The sequence below is a fragment of the Bradyrhizobium sp. CCBAU 11434 genome (assembly GCF_028128895.1).
Classification (GTDB): Bacteria; Pseudomonadota; Alphaproteobacteria; order Rhizobiales; family Xanthobacteraceae; genus Bradyrhizobium; species Bradyrhizobium zhengyangense.
The window spans coordinates 375,883-389,913 of record NZ_LBJX01000002.1 but is presented as its reverse complement, the minus strand read 5'-3'; the positions used below and the strand labels follow the sequence as shown (position 1 = coordinate 389,913).

The window sequence follows — 14,031 nt, the reverse complement described above, 5'->3', positions numbered from 1 at the left end:
GCCTCAACGCTCCCTAGTCTCTTCCGGCTTCGATCCGAGCGACACCGACTCCCACACCGCGACGACGATCATGATCAGGCTCGTCGCGACCGTCAGCCAGAGCGGCGGGAGGTCTGCGGCGAACCACCACAGCGCCGCGAGCGCGATGATTCCGATTCCGTGGGAGAGCTGGAGGAAGCCGCGGATCGAGTGCTTGAACAGGATGGTTCCGACCAGGAACACCAAGGGACCGCCGATCGTGCTGACGATGGTGCGGACATCGGAATGCCCGGTTGGGTGCTTCAGCACCAACTCGTCCGAGACCGCGGTCAGGATGATGCCGGCGACGATCGGCATGTGCAGATAGGTGTAGGCGAGCCGCGCCAGCCGGCCGGATTCGGCCGCTTTCGAGATCACCTCGGAGCCGGCTTCAGCGCCCTTGTGGAAATAGACCCACCACATCGCGATGCTCCCGACGAGGCACGCGCCGAAAGCCAGAATGTTGTCCGCGCTCCAGTTCAGCTCGGCGAAGGTCGCGCCGTTGACGACGACGGCTTCGCCGAGTGCGATGATGATGAAGCCGGCGCAGCGCTCGGCCATGTGGCCGCCCTCGACGGCCCAGGCCTCGACCGACGAAAAGCCGAGCTTCGGGACCCAGAAGCGGACCGCGGGCGAGACGTATTCGATTCCGAGCGCCACGATCCAGAACCACAGCCTCTCCTCGCCATGGGCGAGACCGCCGAGGATCCAGAAGACCGCGGAGCCGCAGAGCCAGACCAGAATGCGGATCGCATTGTGCCGCACGGCGGTGCGATGGCGCGGGGTCGCGAACAGCCAGAACGCGGTGCGTCCAACCTGCATGGCCGCATAGGCGATCGCAAACCAGAGTCCGCGGCCATCGAACGCCGTCGGGATCGTCGTCGACAGCACGAGGCCGCCCAGCATCATCAGGAAGATCAGGATGCGAACCGGCGTCAGGTCGGGATTGAGCCAGTTGGTGACCCAGGCCGTGTAAACCCACACCCACCACACCGCCAGGAACAGCAGCGTAACCTCGACCGCGCCTTGGGGCGTGAAGTGGTTCAGCAGCGTGTGCGAGATTTGCGTGACGGCGAAGACGAAGACGAGGTCGAAGAACAGCTCGGCATTGGTGACGCGGCTGGGCTGGTTCGGCACGATGACGCGAAACATCGCGCCGCGCGGATTGTCCGCAGCCATCAGCGTCCCCGTCGCGCGATCAGGTCAGGTGCAATCTATTCAAGCACTTGGTACGCCGGTTTGCAGCGCCAGCGCGTGCAGCACACCGCCCATCTGGCCCTGCAGGGACCGATAGACGATCTGGTGCTGCTGGACGCGGGACTTGCCGCGGAAAGATTCCGAGATCACGGTCGCGGCATAGTGGTCGCCATCGCCGGCGAGGTCACGGATGGTCACTTCGGCATCGGGGATCGCTGCCTTGATCATCGCCTCGATATCGTGGGCGTCCATGGGCATTCGGGTCTTACTCCTTGTGTCGGCTGACAGACTTGTCGACTAACAGACTTGGCGTCGAATCGTTTGCCGGGGTCCCCGGGACCGGCAGCGCCAAACTTAGCGTGAACGGCCTTCTACGTCACGCCTTCAGGCACTATATCCCTGATCCCATCAGGATAAAGGCACGACAAAGTGCCGCGCGCGGCAGATTGATCGAAAAGGCGTGAAATCATGAAGCTTCCAGGCCCCGACCACCCCATCACCATCACCCAAAATCCCCGCCGCGTCCGCGTGACGGCGGGCGACATCGTGATCGCCGAAAGCACCAAGGCGCTGACCTTGAAAGAGGCCAGATATCCGGCGGTGCAATATCTGCCGCGAGAAGACGCCAACATGACGTTGCTGGAACGCACCGAGCGCACCACCCACTGCCCTTACAAGGGCGACGCCAGCTATTACAGCATCAAGGCCGACGGCAAGACGCTCGACAACGCGATCTGGACCTACGAGACGCCCTTCCCGGCGATGACGGAGATCTCAGGCCATCTCGCCTTCTATCCGGACAAGGTGAAGATCGAGGAAGTGGGGTAGTTGGAGGTGACGTCATTCCGGGGCGCGTCGCAGACGCGAACCACGGGTGCGCAATTGCGCATCGTGGAATCTCGAGATTCCGGGTCTGGTGCTAACGCACCATCCCGGAAGGACGGGTCGCGCTACGCCCTGAATACCGTGAGCCCGAGGATCAAGAGCACCAGGAAGATCACGACGAAGACGTAGAACAGGAAACGGGCGATGTCGGCGGAGGCGGCCGAGATGCCGGTGAAGCCGAGCACACCGGCCACGATCGAGATCAGCAGGAATATCAGGGCCCATTTCAGGATCGTCATCGCCAGCTCCGCAACATTGGCGGCCGCAGTCGGCGGCCGCTCACCGTTTCGGGAACGCTAACCGCGTTGCGCGGAACTGGTTCCTAAGGCACGATGGAAGAATGTCGCGGCGCAAACTGCGCTTGCTGAATCGGGGTCCCGGCGGCACAGGTCCGGCCGGGACGGAAACGCGACTGGGGCGGCCATGATGACGATGTCAACTTCTGCGACGATGGGCGCAGAGACGTATGCCGAGCCGAAGACCAAGACGCGCAATTTATCGCTCGATCGCGCTCGCACCTTCCTGACGCTGGTGGTGCTGCTGCACCATGCGGTTATCCCTTACACCTATTTCGGTCATACCGACCCGAAGTTCTTCTTCGGCTTCGACATGATCGTGCTCGCCACCGACAGCTTCTTCATGGCGATGTTCTTCTTCCTGTCGGGGCTGTTCGCGTGGTCTGGAATCGCTCGCAAGGGAGCGGCGAGCTATTTGGAAGACCGCATCCGTCGGCTCGGCATCCCGTTCGTGGTTTGCGCATTCACGGTCATTCCAATCGCCTATTACGCCATCTCGCTGCGGAATGATCCCGAGATCGGCTTTTCACAGTTCTGGTGGACCACGATCACGAAAGGCCCGTGGCCATCAGGGCCGATCTGGTTCCTCTGGGTCTTGTTCGCCTTCGACCTGATCGCATGCCTCCTGTACCGGCTGCGGCCCAACCTGCTCGACCCGATCAACCGCCTGTCGGTGCGCGGACGGCGCCGACCCGCGGAATTCTTCGCGGTCATGCTGGCCGTCAGCGCCGCGTTCTATGTCCCCGGGCTGATGTATTTCGGACCTAGCAGCTGGTTCGAGTTCGGACCTTTTTCGGTCCAGCACGGACGCGTGTTGCTCTACGCGACCTACTTCTTTTTCGGCGCCGGCATTGGCGTTGCGAACATGGATCGCGGACTGCTCTCGGCTGAGGGCAGAATGGCGAAAGTGAGCTGGGAGTGGCTGGTCCTGGCGATCGTTCCGTATTGCCTGTTGTGGGTGCTGATCTTCATCAAGCGGGAGATACTCGGGAATCCGTCGCCGCTGCCGAACTGGTATGAAGGAATTTACGCGCTCAACGTCACCGTCTTCAGCGTGGCCATCATGTTTCTGATCCTGGCCTTCTTCCAGCGGTTCAGGCAGTCAGGCTCAGCGATGCTGCTCGATCCGATGCAGTCCGCCGCCTTCGGCATGTTCCTGGTGCACTACCCGATCACGTTGTGGCTGCAATACTGGCTGTTCGACTACAACTTGCCTGCAGTTGCGAAGGCTTTGACTGTGTTCGTGCTGACGGTGATTTTCAGCTGGGGCGTAACAGCCGCCTTGCGGACGATTCCCGGCGCGACGCGGGTATTGTAGCCGCCTGTAGCCCGGATCGAGCGCAGCGCAATCCAGGCTAAGGGTCTGAAGATGCAGCCTTACGCCGCCTTGCCGCCCATGTACTCCGGCAGCCAGCGCTCGAACGACTTGCGCAGTGCATCGATCGTGACAGGCGCCTCTCCTGCGATCGCGATCGCATCGCCACCGGTGGTGCCGATACGCACGCAAGGCACCTCGCAGCCGCGCATCTTGGCCAGCACACGGCCGGCTTCGGTTTCCGGCACGGTGACGAGGTACCGCGCCTGGTCCTCGCCGAACCAATAGGCCTGCGAGACCAGCGAGGTCGGGGCCGCCAGCAGCTTTGCGCCAATGCCGCTCGCCATCGCCATTTCGGCAAGCGCGATCAGGAGGCCGCCGTCGGAAAGATCGTGCACCGCGGTTGCGGTGCCCGCATGGATCATGCCGCGCACGCAGTCACCGTTGCGCTTCTCGGCGGTAAGGTCGACCGGCGGCGGCGCACCTTCCTCGCGACCGCAGATGTCGCGCAGGTACACGGACTGGCCGAGCCAGCCATGGGTCTCGCCGACCAGCAGGATCGCCTCGCCCTCGGCCTTGAAGGCGAGCGAGGCCGACTTGGTGAAATCGTCGAGCAGGCCGACGCCGCCGATCGATGGCGTCGGCAGGATCGCGCGGCCGTTGGTCTCGTTGTAGAGGGAGACGTTGCCTGAGACGACCGGGAAGTCGAGCGTGCGGCAGGCTTCCGAGATGCCCTTCAGGCAGCCGACGAACTGGCCCATGATCTCGGGCCGCTCAGGATTGCCGAAGTTGAGATTGTCGGTGATCGCGAGCGGTTTGCCGCCGACCGCGGTAATGTTGCGCCAGGCTTCCGCCACCGCCTGCTTGCCGCCCTCGAACGGATCGGCCTCGCAATAGCGCGGCGTGACGTCGACAGTCAGCGCAAGGCCCTTCGGCCCGTCCTGCACGCGCACCACGGCGGCATCGCCGCCGGGGCGCTGCATGGTGTTGCCGAGAATGACGTGGTCGTACTGCTCCCAAACCCAGCGCTTGCTGCACATGTCGGGCGTGCCGATCAGCTTCTCGAGCGCCGCGCCGAGCGCCATCGGCGCCGGGACCTCGCGGGCATGCACGACCGGCAGTGCAGCTGACGGCACATGCGGGCGGTCATAGAGCGGCGCCTCGTCGCCGAGCTCCTTGATCGGCAGATCGGCCATGACGTCGCCGCCATGCTTGACGACGAAACGCTTGCTCGGCGTGGTGTAGCCGACCACGGCGAAGTCGAGGCCCCACTTTTTGAAGATGGCCTCGGCCTCCTTTTCCTTCTCAGGCTTGAGCACCATGAGCATGCGCTCCTGGCTTTCCGAGAGCATCATCTCGTAGGCGCTCATGCCCATCTCGCGGGTCGGCACCGCGTCGAGATCGAGATCGACGCCGAGATCGCCCTTGGCGCCCATCTCCACCGCCGAGCAGGTCAGGCCCGCCGCGCCCATGTCCTGGATCGCGATGACGCAGCCCTTCTCCATGATCTCTAGGCAGGCTTCGAGCAGCAGCTTTTCAGCGAAGGGATCGCCGACCTGCACGGTCGGACGCTTCTCCTCGGACTTGTCGTCGAACTCGGCCGAGGCCATCGAGGCGCCATGGATGCCGTCGCGGCCCGTCTTGGAGCCGAGATAGACGATCGGCATGTTCACGCCGGAGGCCGCCGCATAGAAGATCTTGTCGGCATCGGCGAGGCCCACCGCCATCGCGTTGACGAGGATGTTGCCGTCATAGCGGGTGTGGAAGCGCACCTGGCCGCCGACCGTCGGCACGCCGAAGGAATTTCCGTAGCCGCCGACGCCGGCAACCACGCCCGACACGAGATGCCGGGTCCTGGCGTGCTCGGGCGCGCCGAAGCTCAGCGCATTGAGGCAGGCAATCGGGCGCGCGCCCATGGTGAAGACGTCGCGCAGGATTCCGCCGACGCCGGTGGTCGCACCCTGATAGGGCTCGATGTAGCTCGGGTGGTTGTGGCTCTCCATCTTGAAGACCACGGCCTGGCCATCGCCGATGTCGATCACGCCGGCATTCTCGCCGGGGCCCTGGATCACCCAGGGCGCCTTGGTCGGCAGGCCGCGCAGATGGATGCGCGAGGATTTGTACGAGCAGTGCTCGTTCCACATCGCCGAGAAGATGCCGAGCTCGGTGAAGGTCGGCTCCCGTCCGATCAGCTTCAGGATGCGCTCGTACTCGTCGGGCTTGAGCCCGTGGGCGGCAACCAGCTCGGGGGTGATCTTGGGTTCGTTCTTCATGGATTCGGAGCTTTCGGCGGCGTTTTGCCGTTCTTAGGAAGATCGGACGGCTTCGAAAAGCCCTTTATGGCGCATTTTCCCGCTGTCCCACGTTTTGCAAGGTGGGTCGGCGGGAACGGGAATTGCAAGGCGCCGACGGATCGGATTTAAGGGCTAAAGACCCGTAATTGAAGGCCCATTTCCTTGCACGAATTGACCAAAGTCCCCTCCACCCGCCGCCCCGACCTGCATGTCGCCACCGAGGGCGAGTTCAGGGGTTGGCGGACCTGGATTCGCGACAGTTTTGAGAGCCATATCGGCCCGTTCTGGCACAAGATCGAGGACGACGGCAGCGTCCGCTGCGCCTTCCGGGTCGAGAAGAAGCATCTGAACGGCTCCGGGAACGTCCATGGCGGCTGCTTCATGGCCTTCGCCGATTATTGCCTGTTCGCGATCGCCACCCACGAGCTGGACGGCCCGGCCGTGACCACCAATTTCGCCTGCGATTTCCTCGATGCCGCCCGCGAGGGCCAGCTGGTCGAATGCACAGGCGAGGTCTCCCGCGCCGGCGGCTCGCTGATCTTCCTGCGGGGCAAGCTGGCGTCTGCCGGCCGGCCGCTGTTCACCTTCTCCGGAACGATCAAGCGGGTGAAGCGGAAGCCGGCACTACAGGCAAACGCATAGCTCGACAGCTTCCCTTTTCGCGCCCCCTCGCCCAGACTTTGTTGGAAGCGCTGCTGCGCGGGGAGCTATCGCAAGGTGCCGAAGAGCACGTCGCCGGGCCACATAGCGGCCGCAACATTGTCATCGCCGTCCAACCCCTCCACCGGCGCGCGCACCTGGCGCGATTACGCGCTGCTGTTCGCGCTCGCCTGCTGCTGGAGCTCGACCTACCCGCTGGCCAAGCTGGCGCTTCCCACGATTCCGCCCATCACCTTCATCTCGGTGCGCTCGCTGATCGCGGCCGCCTTCCTGTTTGCGATCCTGTGGGTACGCGGCGTCAGGGTCCCGACCGACCTCAAGGCCTGGAAGCTGTTTGCGACGCAGCAGTTGATCAACTCGACCTTTCCATTTCTGGTCATCACCTGGTCGCAGCAATATGTCCCGGCGTCCAACACGGTGGTGCTGGCCTCGACGACACCGATCTTCGCATTCCTGATCACCTCACTGATCACGCGGCATGAACCGGCAACGCTGCTGAAGCTCGTGGGCGCGATCCTGGGTCTTGCCGGCACCGTCGCCATCATCGGTCTCGACGCGCTGCACGGCTTCGGCAGCGACATCATTGCCGAGATTGCGATCCTGCTCGCCACCATCTCCTTTGCCTGCGCGACGATCTTCGGCCTCAGGCTGTCCGATTACGACCCGATGGTGGTGGCGGCCGGCTCGCTGCTATTCGGCGGTCTCGTGCTGCTGCCACCGTCACTGATCGTCGACCAGCCCTGGACGCTGCATCCGACAGCAACCGCAATCCTTGCCACCATCGTCATGGGCATCGTCTCCAGCGCACTCGGCTTGATGCTGTTCTACATGTGCCTCGGTCGGCTCGGCACGCTGACCACGAATGCGCAGGGGTATCTGCGCATCCCGATCGGAGTCGCGCTGTCGGTGCTGCTGCTCGGCGAGAGCGTACCGGCAAACCTGGCGCTGGGCGTGATGCTGGTGATGGCGGGCGTTGCCGCCATGACGGTGCCGGCGGAACGGCTGAAGCGGCTTACGCCGCCTGGTCGAGATGCGCGGTAAGGCCTGCAAACAGGCCGCGGCCGTCGGTGCAGCCCATGATGTCTTCGACGTGGTTTTCCGGGTGCGGCATCATGCCGAGCACGTTGCCCTTGTCGTTGACGAGACCGGCGATCGAATGTGCCGCGCCGTTGATGTTGTTGGCCTCGTCGACCACGCCATCAGCCGAGCAATAGCGATAGAGCACACGTCCCTCGCCTTCGACCCGCTTGATGGTCTCTTCATCCGCCTCGTAATTGCCCTCGCCATGGGCGACCGGCACGCGAATGACCTGGCCGGCATTGTAGCCGCGGGTAAACGGCGTGTCGGAACGCTCGACGCGCAGATGCACGTCCTTGCAGATGAACTTCAGCCGCGCATTGCGCATCAGCACGCCGGGCAAAAGACCGGACTCGCAGAGGATCTGGAAACCATTGCAGACGCCGAGCACGAGGCCGCCCTTGGCCGCATAGTCGCGCACCGCATCCATCACAGGCGCCCGCGCCGCAATCGCACCACAGCGAAGATAATCGCCGTAAGAGAAACCGCCGGGCACAACCACGAGATCAGTGCCAGCAGGCAGCGAGGTCTCGGCGTGCCACACCATCTGGGGCTCGTGGCCCGAGATGAGTTTCAACGCACGCGCCATGTCGCGCTCGCGATTGATTCCGGGGAAGACGAGGATGGCGGCTTTCATTGGAGAGGGACCTTCGAAAAATCCTGCGAAGCCTCAGGCAAGAGTTGTCTTTGCGCCGACATTTCTTGCCCGCAGGCCCGCATTTCAAGCAGGTGTTGGTCGATTGAAGATACGACCTTCTCAACGTCGCGTAGGATCATCAGAGCAAGATCAAGAAGCTCTTGCTTAGTGACCCGATCCGTCAAAGCAGTTCGACCCGATAGTTCTCGATCACGGTGTTGGCGAGCAGCTTGTCGGCGGCGTCCTTCAGCGCGGCTTCCGCCTTGGCCTTGTCGGCGCCGGCGAGCTCGATGTCGAACACCTTGCCCTGGCGGACGCTGGCGACGCCGTCGACGCCGAGCGATTTCAGCGCGCCTTCGATGGCCTTGCCTTGCGGATCGAGGATACCGGTCTTCAGGGTAACGGTCACACGTGCCTTCACGTCGATATTCCTCTTAGCTCTTCACCAGCACGGGACCCGTGCCCTGCGGACGCTCGTTCTCCATGAGGATGCCGAGGCGCTTTGCGACTTCGGTATAGGCCTCGAGCAGTCCACCGAGGTCCCTGCGGAAACGATCCTTGTCGAGCTTCTCGTTCGACTTGATGTCCCAGAGACGGCAGCTGTCCGGCGAGATCTCGTCGGCGACGATGATGCGCATCATCTCGTTCTCGAACAGCCGGCCGCATTCCATCTTGAAGTCGACGAGGCGGATGCCGATGCCGAGGAAGAGGCCGGTGAGGAAATCGTTGACGCGGATGGCGAGTGCCATGATGTCGTCGATCTCCTGGGGCGTCGCCCAGCCGAACGCGGTGATGTGCTCTTCCGACACCATGGGGTCGTTGAGCTGGTCGTTCTTGTAGTAGAATTCGATGATCGAACGGGGCAGCTGGGTCCCCTCCTCGATGCCGAGGCGCTGCGACAGCGAGCCGGCGGCAACGTTCCGCACCACCACTTCGAGCGGCACGATCTCGACCTCGCGAATCAACTGCTCGCGCATGTTGAGCCGACGGATGAAGTGGGTCGGCACCCCGATGTCGTTGAGGTGCTGAAACAGGTACTCCGAGATCCGGTTATTGAGGACACCCTTGCCCTCGATCACCTGATGCTTTTTGGCATTGAACGCGGTAGCGTCGTCCTTGAAGTGCTGGATCAGGGTACCGGGCTCCGGACCTTCGTAAAGAACCTTTGCCTTGCCTTCATAAATGCGACGCCGACGGCTCATTGGGATGTACCGTGTTTTGTTGAAATCCATGTATTTGGTGTGCTCCGGTTACCAGGTTACGACCCACAGCGGAGCTGCCGTGAACGGCCCGGAACCCGTCTATAACTCTCGGAAACAGAACGGGAACCAAGCCTTCAGGCAACCTATCCGATTGGCTGTCCCAGCACAATCGATCCGGCCCATCCGACGCTGACTTATACCGCCTTGCCTGCGGCTTTACGGCTCGTTGTTTCGCCGATCATGCCCTTTATCTAGGCATGCAGAGGGGCCCTCGCAACGAGGAGGGCCCACGTCCATAGCCCTGAGGAATCGGAAGACGCATGAGCGAATTCAACAAGCGCGAAGAAGGCTTTGAGAAGAAGTTTGCCCTCGACGAGGAGCAGAAGTTCAGGGCGGAGGCCCGCCGTAACCGTCTGCTGGGGCTGTGGGCGGCCGAAAAGCTCGGAATCACGGGCGAAGCCGCCACCGCCTATGCCAGGGAGGTGGTCGCAGCCGATTTCGAGGAGGCCGGCGATGGCGACGTCCTGCGCAAGGTCATGGCCGATTTCGCCGCCAGGAACGTGGCCGTCACCGAGCCGACGATTCGGGCCAAGATGAGCGAGCTGATTGCGGTCGCGGCGGCCGAGGTGAAGGGCGGCAAGTAATCCCAACAGCGCGCGGCGGATGGGCCATGGAAGGCCCGTGAGCCGCCCGCCTCCCGGGCTTGCAGCCAGCCCCCGGCAATGCCAAATGGGCGGCATGTCTCAGGATCACATCTCCAACGTCCTCGCCCAACGTTACGCCTCGCCTGCCATGCGCGCCATCTGGAGCGGCGAAGGCAAGGTCCGCCTCGAACGCGACTACTGGATCGCCGTGCTGAAAGGCCAGCGCGATCTCGGTATCCCGGTGCCCGATGGCGTGATCGAGGCTTACGAGCGCGTCAAGGACCGGGTTGACCTCGACTCCATCATGCGGCGCGAGCGCATCACCCGCCACGACGTCAAGGCGAGAATCGAGGAGTTCTGTGACCTCGCCGGTCACGAGCACCTGCACAAGGGCATGACCAGCCGCGACCTCACCGAGAACGTGGAGCAGTTGCAGGTCTATCGCGGCCTCCAGCTGATCGAGACCAAGAGCATCGCCGCGCTCATTCGCTTTGCCAAGCACGCCAAGCAATTGCGCGACATGCCGTTCACGGCGCGCACGCACAATGTGGCCGCGCAGGTCACGACGCTCGGCAAGCGCATCGCCATGTTCGGGGAGGAGATGCTGGTGTCGCACCAGAGCCTCGTCAGCGTGCTCGACAGCTATCCCGCGCGCGGCCTGAAGGGCGCGGTCGGCACGCGGCTCGACCAGATCACCCTGTTCAACGGCGATGCCGGCAAGGCACGCGCGCTCGAACAGCGCATTCTCGTCCATCTCGGCCTGCCCAAGAGCTTCGATGCGGTCGGCCAGGTCTATCCGCGCAGCCTCGACTTCCGCGCCGTCAGCGTGCTCACCGAGCTCGCCAGCGGTCCCGGCAATTTCGCCAAGACGCTGCGGCTGATGGCGGGCCACGAACTCGCCAGCGAAGGCTTTGCCAAGGGCCAGGTCGGCTCGTCCGCGATGCCGCACAAGATGAACAGCCGCTCCTGCGAGCGCATCAACGGCCTGCATGTGGTGTTGAAGGGTTATCTCGCGATGGCCGCTGGCCTTGCCGGCGATCAGTGGAACGAGGGCGACGTCTCCTGCTCCGTCGTGCGCCGCGTCATGCTGCCCGACGCCTTCCTCGCCATGGATGGCCTGCTCGAGACCCTGCTCTCGGTTCTCGACCAGATGGAAATATTTGACGCCGTCGTCGCGACCGAGCTCAACCGCTATCTGCCCTTCCTGCTCACCACCACGGTGATGATGGAGGCGGTGAAGAAGGGTGCGGGCCGCGAAGGCGCGCATGAAGCGATCAAGGAGCATGCGGTCGCCGCCATCAGAGACCTGCGCACCGGCAAGATCGTGCAGAACGATCTGCTCAAGCGCCTCGCCGCCGACCAGCGCCTCGGCCTCAGCGAAGCCGAGCTGAGCCAAGTGCTCGAGCACGGCCGCGCCAATTCCGGCGACGCCGGCGCCCAGGTCGATTATTTCGCCGAGCAGGTCGACGCGCTGGCCAGGGCGAAGCCCGAGGCGGCCAAATACACGCCGGGCGCGATCCTGTAAGCGAATAGCGACGTGCGAGTAGCGAACGGTTCGCTACTCGCCATTCGCCTCTTAGCCCTCCTTGAAGCCGTATTCCGGCACGTTGCCGCTAGCGCCGTAATATTTGTACGGCAGGAATTTGCCTGACATCGTGATCTTGACGCGATCGCCCTTCGGGTTGGGCAAACGCTCCATCACCATGTCGAAATCGATCGCCGACATGATGCCGTCGCCATATTCCTCCTCGATCAGCGCCTTCCAGGCCGGACCGTTGACCATCACCAGTTCGTAGAAGCGATAGATCAGGGGGTCGGTCGGCGGCATCGGCATGCCGCGCATCGGCGTCTCATTCAGCATCGCGGTCTCGGCTTTCGACAAGCCGAACAGCTCGGCGGCGTTGGCGGCCTGCGGCTTCGTCAGCTTCATCTGGCCGAGGATCGCGCCTGTTATCAGCACCTCGGAATAGCCGCCGATTTTTTCGCAGATGTGTTTCCAGCTCCAGCCCTTCTCGCGCTTGATGTCGAGCAGCTTTTCGGTGAGGTCTTCGCGTTTCATGCAGGTCTCCGTTGGTCAGGCATGTGATGGGCCTGCCGCTTTCGGAGGCACGAAACGTGCCAATAAATGAGGCTTATGGCTGCAAAGTTTCCGTAAACCGCCTGACCGCCTCCAGCACCGGCCGGTGATCGCCGGCAAAGAACCAGTGATCGTGACCGTCGAGCTCGACGAACTGCGCACCGGGAATCCGGCTCGCCACGTCACGGCCTGCCGCGATGCGCACGGCCTTGTCGCCCTGCCGGTGCAGCACCAGCGTCGGCACGGTGATTTGCGGCAGCAGGTGCCGCACGTCCGCATCCCGAAACGCTTCCAGCACCGCCGAGATGCCGCCGGGACTAGACGCCGCGCGCAATAGCCCCGCCCACCAGGCGCGCGCCTGCGGATCACCTGCAAGGCTCGGCGCAAAGGCTTCGATCCCGACCGGTCCGCCCCATTGCGCGACGAGTTGCCTGCGCCAGGCATCGTACTGGCTGGCGCGCAGCGCGTGCGGATAGTCCTCCGCCCAGCACCCCTTGGCCAGCGCGCCGAACAGAATAAGCCCGGCGACGCGGCTGGGCTGATCGACAGCAAACTTGACGCAGGCTGGACCGCATTCAGAGGCGCCGAACAGCACGACGCGGCGCGACTCCGCCGCGCGCAGCACGGTGCCGATATCCTCTGCCGTGACGTCGATGCCGGGGGCCGCTCCGACCCGATCTGACAATCCGATGCCGCGACGATCAAACACGATGAGGCGCCCAAGCTTCATCAATGACGCCAGGAACGTCCGGCTTGCAGGATGCTCCCAGACGCGCTCCACATGCGAGACGAAGCCGGGCATGACGAGGATGTCGAGCGCGCCACTGCCGTAAGTCTGATACGCCAGATGCACGCCCGAGCCCTTGACGTAGCGCGTCGTCGGCACCGCCTGCGCTGTAGCAGCAGGGCTCATCAGCGCTTCGGTCTCGGCTTCCGGCACGACGCCGAGCTCATCACGCAGCCGCTGCGTCAGCGCCGCATGGTGCCGTTCCGCCGCGCTGCGATCGCCTGACAGCAGCAGGCTGCGGATCAGATGCCGGCCATAGACTTCGCTGAGCGGATCGAGCTGGACGAGACGCCCCGCATACGCGGTCGCGGCGAAATGGTCGCCGGCCGCATTCTTGTCCTGCACCAGACGCTCGAGTGCATGCACAAGCCGTCCCCGTAGCGCCTCGCGACGAAAGAACGCCCAATCGTCAAACTCGGGAGAGTCCTCCGGCGAGAAGCCAGCGAGGAAGTCGCCGCGATAGATCTGGCAGGCCTCTTCAAACGCAGCACGGTCGCAGGCGGTCTCGAACTGATGCGAGTCAACCGTGAGCGCGACCGCCGGGGACCAACGCATGCTGGTACGGTCGGTCTCGAAAACCGGCTCGCCGAGCGCGAGCTCGATGCGATGAAGCAGCCGCCGCAAGCGCGCCAGCCCGGTCTCGCGGTCGGCCTCGGGCCACAGCCACGTGGCCATGACGTCCCGGCTGACGGCGCCCTTGGCCTCCGCAAGGTAGACCAGCAGCGCAAGCCCCTTGCGCAGGGCCAGCTTGATCGGGCGGCCATCGGCATGGACCTCGGGGAACCCGAACGTCCCAAGCGAGAAAGCCGTCATGGAATCCTTCCTCCGCTCGGGGGACGCACAGGGGACGGTCGAGCGGTAGCCATCGAACCAGATCGAGCCCCTTCGCCAGCGGGCGATCTAGGCTCCTGCATGCGGCACCGCCGTGTCTGGCACAATAGG

The 14,031-nt window shown here is 63.7% G+C and carries 15 protein-coding genes; 6 read left to right on the top strand and 9 right to left on the bottom strand.

All coding sequences use genetic code 11. The features are described 5' to 3' along the window. Positions 1-3: 3 nt before the first annotated feature. On the bottom strand, positions 4-1,197 hold the full coding sequence (locus XI06_RS04055) for a low temperature requirement protein A (protein ID WP_237865701.1): 1,194 nt from the start codon (positions 1,195-1,197) through the stop codon (positions 4-6). 39 nt (positions 1,198-1,236) lie between these two features. Further along, on the bottom strand, positions 1,237-1,473 hold the full coding sequence (locus XI06_RS04050) for a BolA/IbaG family iron-sulfur metabolism protein (protein ID WP_057747323.1): 237 nt from the start codon (positions 1,471-1,473) through the stop codon (positions 1,237-1,239). A 210-nt stretch (positions 1,474-1,683) separates the two neighbouring features. On the opposite strand from XI06_RS04050, the gene XI06_RS04045 reads away from it, so the two are divergent. Then, positions 1,684-2,043 (top strand): DUF427 domain-containing protein, encoded by a 360-nt coding sequence (locus XI06_RS04045; RefSeq protein WP_237865700.1) that lies wholly within the window; start codon positions 1,684-1,686, stop codon positions 2,041-2,043. 122 nt (positions 2,044-2,165) lie between these two features. On the opposite strand, the gene XI06_RS04040 is transcribed toward XI06_RS04045, so the two are convergent. Next, complete coding sequence (locus XI06_RS04040; RefSeq protein WP_083514194.1) at positions 2,166-2,339, bottom strand: DUF1328 domain-containing protein; 174 nt, start codon at positions 2,337-2,339, stop codon at positions 2,166-2,168. A gap of 184 nt (positions 2,340-2,523) precedes the next feature. On the opposite strand from XI06_RS04040, the gene XI06_RS04035 reads away from it, so the two are divergent. Continuing rightward, positions 2,524-3,714, top strand: a complete 1,191-nt coding sequence (locus XI06_RS04035; protein WP_237865699.1) for an acyltransferase family protein — start codon at positions 2,524-2,526, stop codon at positions 3,712-3,714. A gap of 59 nt (positions 3,715-3,773) precedes the next feature. Here XI06_RS04035 and purL read toward each other — a convergent pair whose 3' ends face one another. After that, a complete protein-coding gene (gene purL, locus XI06_RS04030) occupies positions 3,774-5,984 on the bottom strand; it encodes a phosphoribosylformylglycinamidine synthase subunit PurL (protein WP_237865698.1) in 2,211 nt (736 codons plus the stop codon). A gap of 183 nt (positions 5,985-6,167) precedes the next feature. Here purL and XI06_RS04025 point away from each other — a divergent pair, with 183 nt between their 5' ends. Together XI06_RS04025 and XI06_RS04020 are read left to right on the top strand one after the other, a co-directional pair. After that, a complete protein-coding gene (locus tag XI06_RS04025; RefSeq protein WP_237865697.1) occupies positions 6,168-6,647 on the top strand; it encodes a PaaI family thioesterase in 480 nt (159 codons plus the stop codon). A gap of 75 nt (positions 6,648-6,722) precedes the next feature. Further along, a complete protein-coding gene (locus XI06_RS04020) occupies positions 6,723-7,706 on the top strand; it encodes a DMT family transporter (RefSeq protein WP_237865696.1) in 984 nt (327 codons plus the stop codon). Here the strand turns inward: XI06_RS04020 and purQ are convergent. The 3 genes from purQ to purC all read right to left on the bottom strand — a co-directional run bounded on the left by purQ (position 7,678) and on the right by purC (position 9,581). Then, positions 7,678-8,379 (bottom strand): phosphoribosylformylglycinamidine synthase subunit PurQ, encoded by a 702-nt coding sequence (purQ, locus tag XI06_RS04015; RefSeq protein ID WP_237865695.1) that lies wholly within the window; start codon positions 8,377-8,379, stop codon positions 7,678-7,680. The genes XI06_RS04020 and purQ overlap by 29 nt on opposite strands. 181 nt (positions 8,380-8,560) lie before the next feature. Continuing rightward, positions 8,561-8,800 carry a phosphoribosylformylglycinamidine synthase subunit PurS gene (gene purS, locus XI06_RS04010; RefSeq protein WP_015685059.1) on the bottom strand — a complete coding sequence of 80 codons (240 nt, stop codon included), beginning with the start codon at positions 8,798-8,800 and terminating at the stop codon, positions 8,561-8,563. A 13-nt stretch (positions 8,801-8,813) separates the two neighbouring features. Next, a complete protein-coding gene (purC, locus tag XI06_RS04005; RefSeq protein WP_172782948.1) occupies positions 8,814-9,581 on the bottom strand; it encodes a phosphoribosylaminoimidazolesuccinocarboxamide synthase in 768 nt (255 codons plus the stop codon). 320 nt (positions 9,582-9,901) lie between these two features. On the opposite strand from purC, the gene XI06_RS04000 reads away from it, so the two are divergent. Next, the gene (locus XI06_RS04000; protein WP_237865694.1) at positions 9,902-10,225 is read left to right on the top strand and encodes a DUF1476 domain-containing protein; all 324 of its coding nucleotides are present in this window, start codon (positions 9,902-9,904) and stop codon (positions 10,223-10,225) included. A gap of 94 nt (positions 10,226-10,319) precedes the next feature. After that, the gene (gene purB / locus XI06_RS03995) at positions 10,320-11,750 is read left to right on the top strand and encodes an adenylosuccinate lyase (protein WP_237865693.1); all 1,431 of its coding nucleotides are present in this window, start codon (positions 10,320-10,322) and stop codon (positions 11,748-11,750) included. Between the two features lie 51 nt (positions 11,751-11,801). On the opposite strand, the gene cynS is transcribed toward purB, so the two are convergent. Together cynS and XI06_RS03985 are read right to left on the bottom strand one after the other, a co-directional pair. Beyond that, positions 11,802-12,284, bottom strand: coding sequence for a cyanase (gene cynS, locus XI06_RS03990; protein ID WP_237865692.1), 483 nt, complete (start codon positions 12,282-12,284; stop codon positions 11,802-11,804). Between the two features lie 73 nt (positions 12,285-12,357). Further along, positions 12,358-13,902, bottom strand: coding sequence for an alpha/beta fold hydrolase (locus tag XI06_RS03985; RefSeq protein WP_237865691.1), 1,545 nt, complete (start codon positions 13,900-13,902; stop codon positions 12,358-12,360). Positions 13,903-14,031 lie beyond the last annotated feature (129 nt).

Coding starts and splice junctions, on each gene's coding strand:
- XI06_RS04055 (WP_237865701.1), bottom strand. CDS start 1,197: ATGGCTGCGGACAATCCGCGCGGCGCGATGTTTCGCGTCATCGTGCCG.
- XI06_RS04050 (WP_057747323.1), bottom strand. CDS start 1,473: ATGCCCATGGACGCCCACGATATCGAGGCGATGATCAAGGCAGCGATC.
- XI06_RS04045 (WP_237865700.1), top strand. CDS start 1,684: ATGAAGCTTCCAGGCCCCGACCACCCCATCACCATCACCCAAAATCCC.
- XI06_RS04040 (WP_083514194.1), bottom strand. CDS start 2,339: ATGACGATCCTGAAATGGGCCCTGATATTCCTGCTGATCTCGATCGTG.
- XI06_RS04035 (WP_237865699.1), top strand. CDS start 2,524: ATGATGACGATGTCAACTTCTGCGACGATGGGCGCAGAGACGTATGCC.
- purL (WP_237865698.1), bottom strand. CDS start 5,984: ATGAAGAACGAACCCAAGATCACCCCCGAGCTGGTTGCCGCCCACGGG.
- purQ (WP_237865695.1), bottom strand. CDS start 8,379: ATGAAAGCCGCCATCCTCGTCTTCCCCGGAATCAATCGCGAGCGCGAC.
- purC (WP_172782948.1), bottom strand. CDS start 9,581: ATGAGCCGTCGGCGTCGCATTTATGAAGGCAAGGCAAAGGTTCTTTAC.
- XI06_RS04000 (WP_237865694.1), top strand. CDS start 9,902: ATGAGCGAATTCAACAAGCGCGAAGAAGGCTTTGAGAAGAAGTTTGCC.
- purB (WP_237865693.1), top strand. CDS start 10,320: ATGTCTCAGGATCACATCTCCAACGTCCTCGCCCAACGTTACGCCTCG.
- cynS (WP_237865692.1), bottom strand. CDS start 12,284: ATGAAACGCGAAGACCTCACCGAAAAGCTGCTCGACATCAAGCGCGAG.
- XI06_RS03985 (WP_237865691.1), bottom strand. CDS start 13,902: ATGACGGCTTTCTCGCTTGGGACGTTCGGGTTCCCCGAGGTCCATGCC.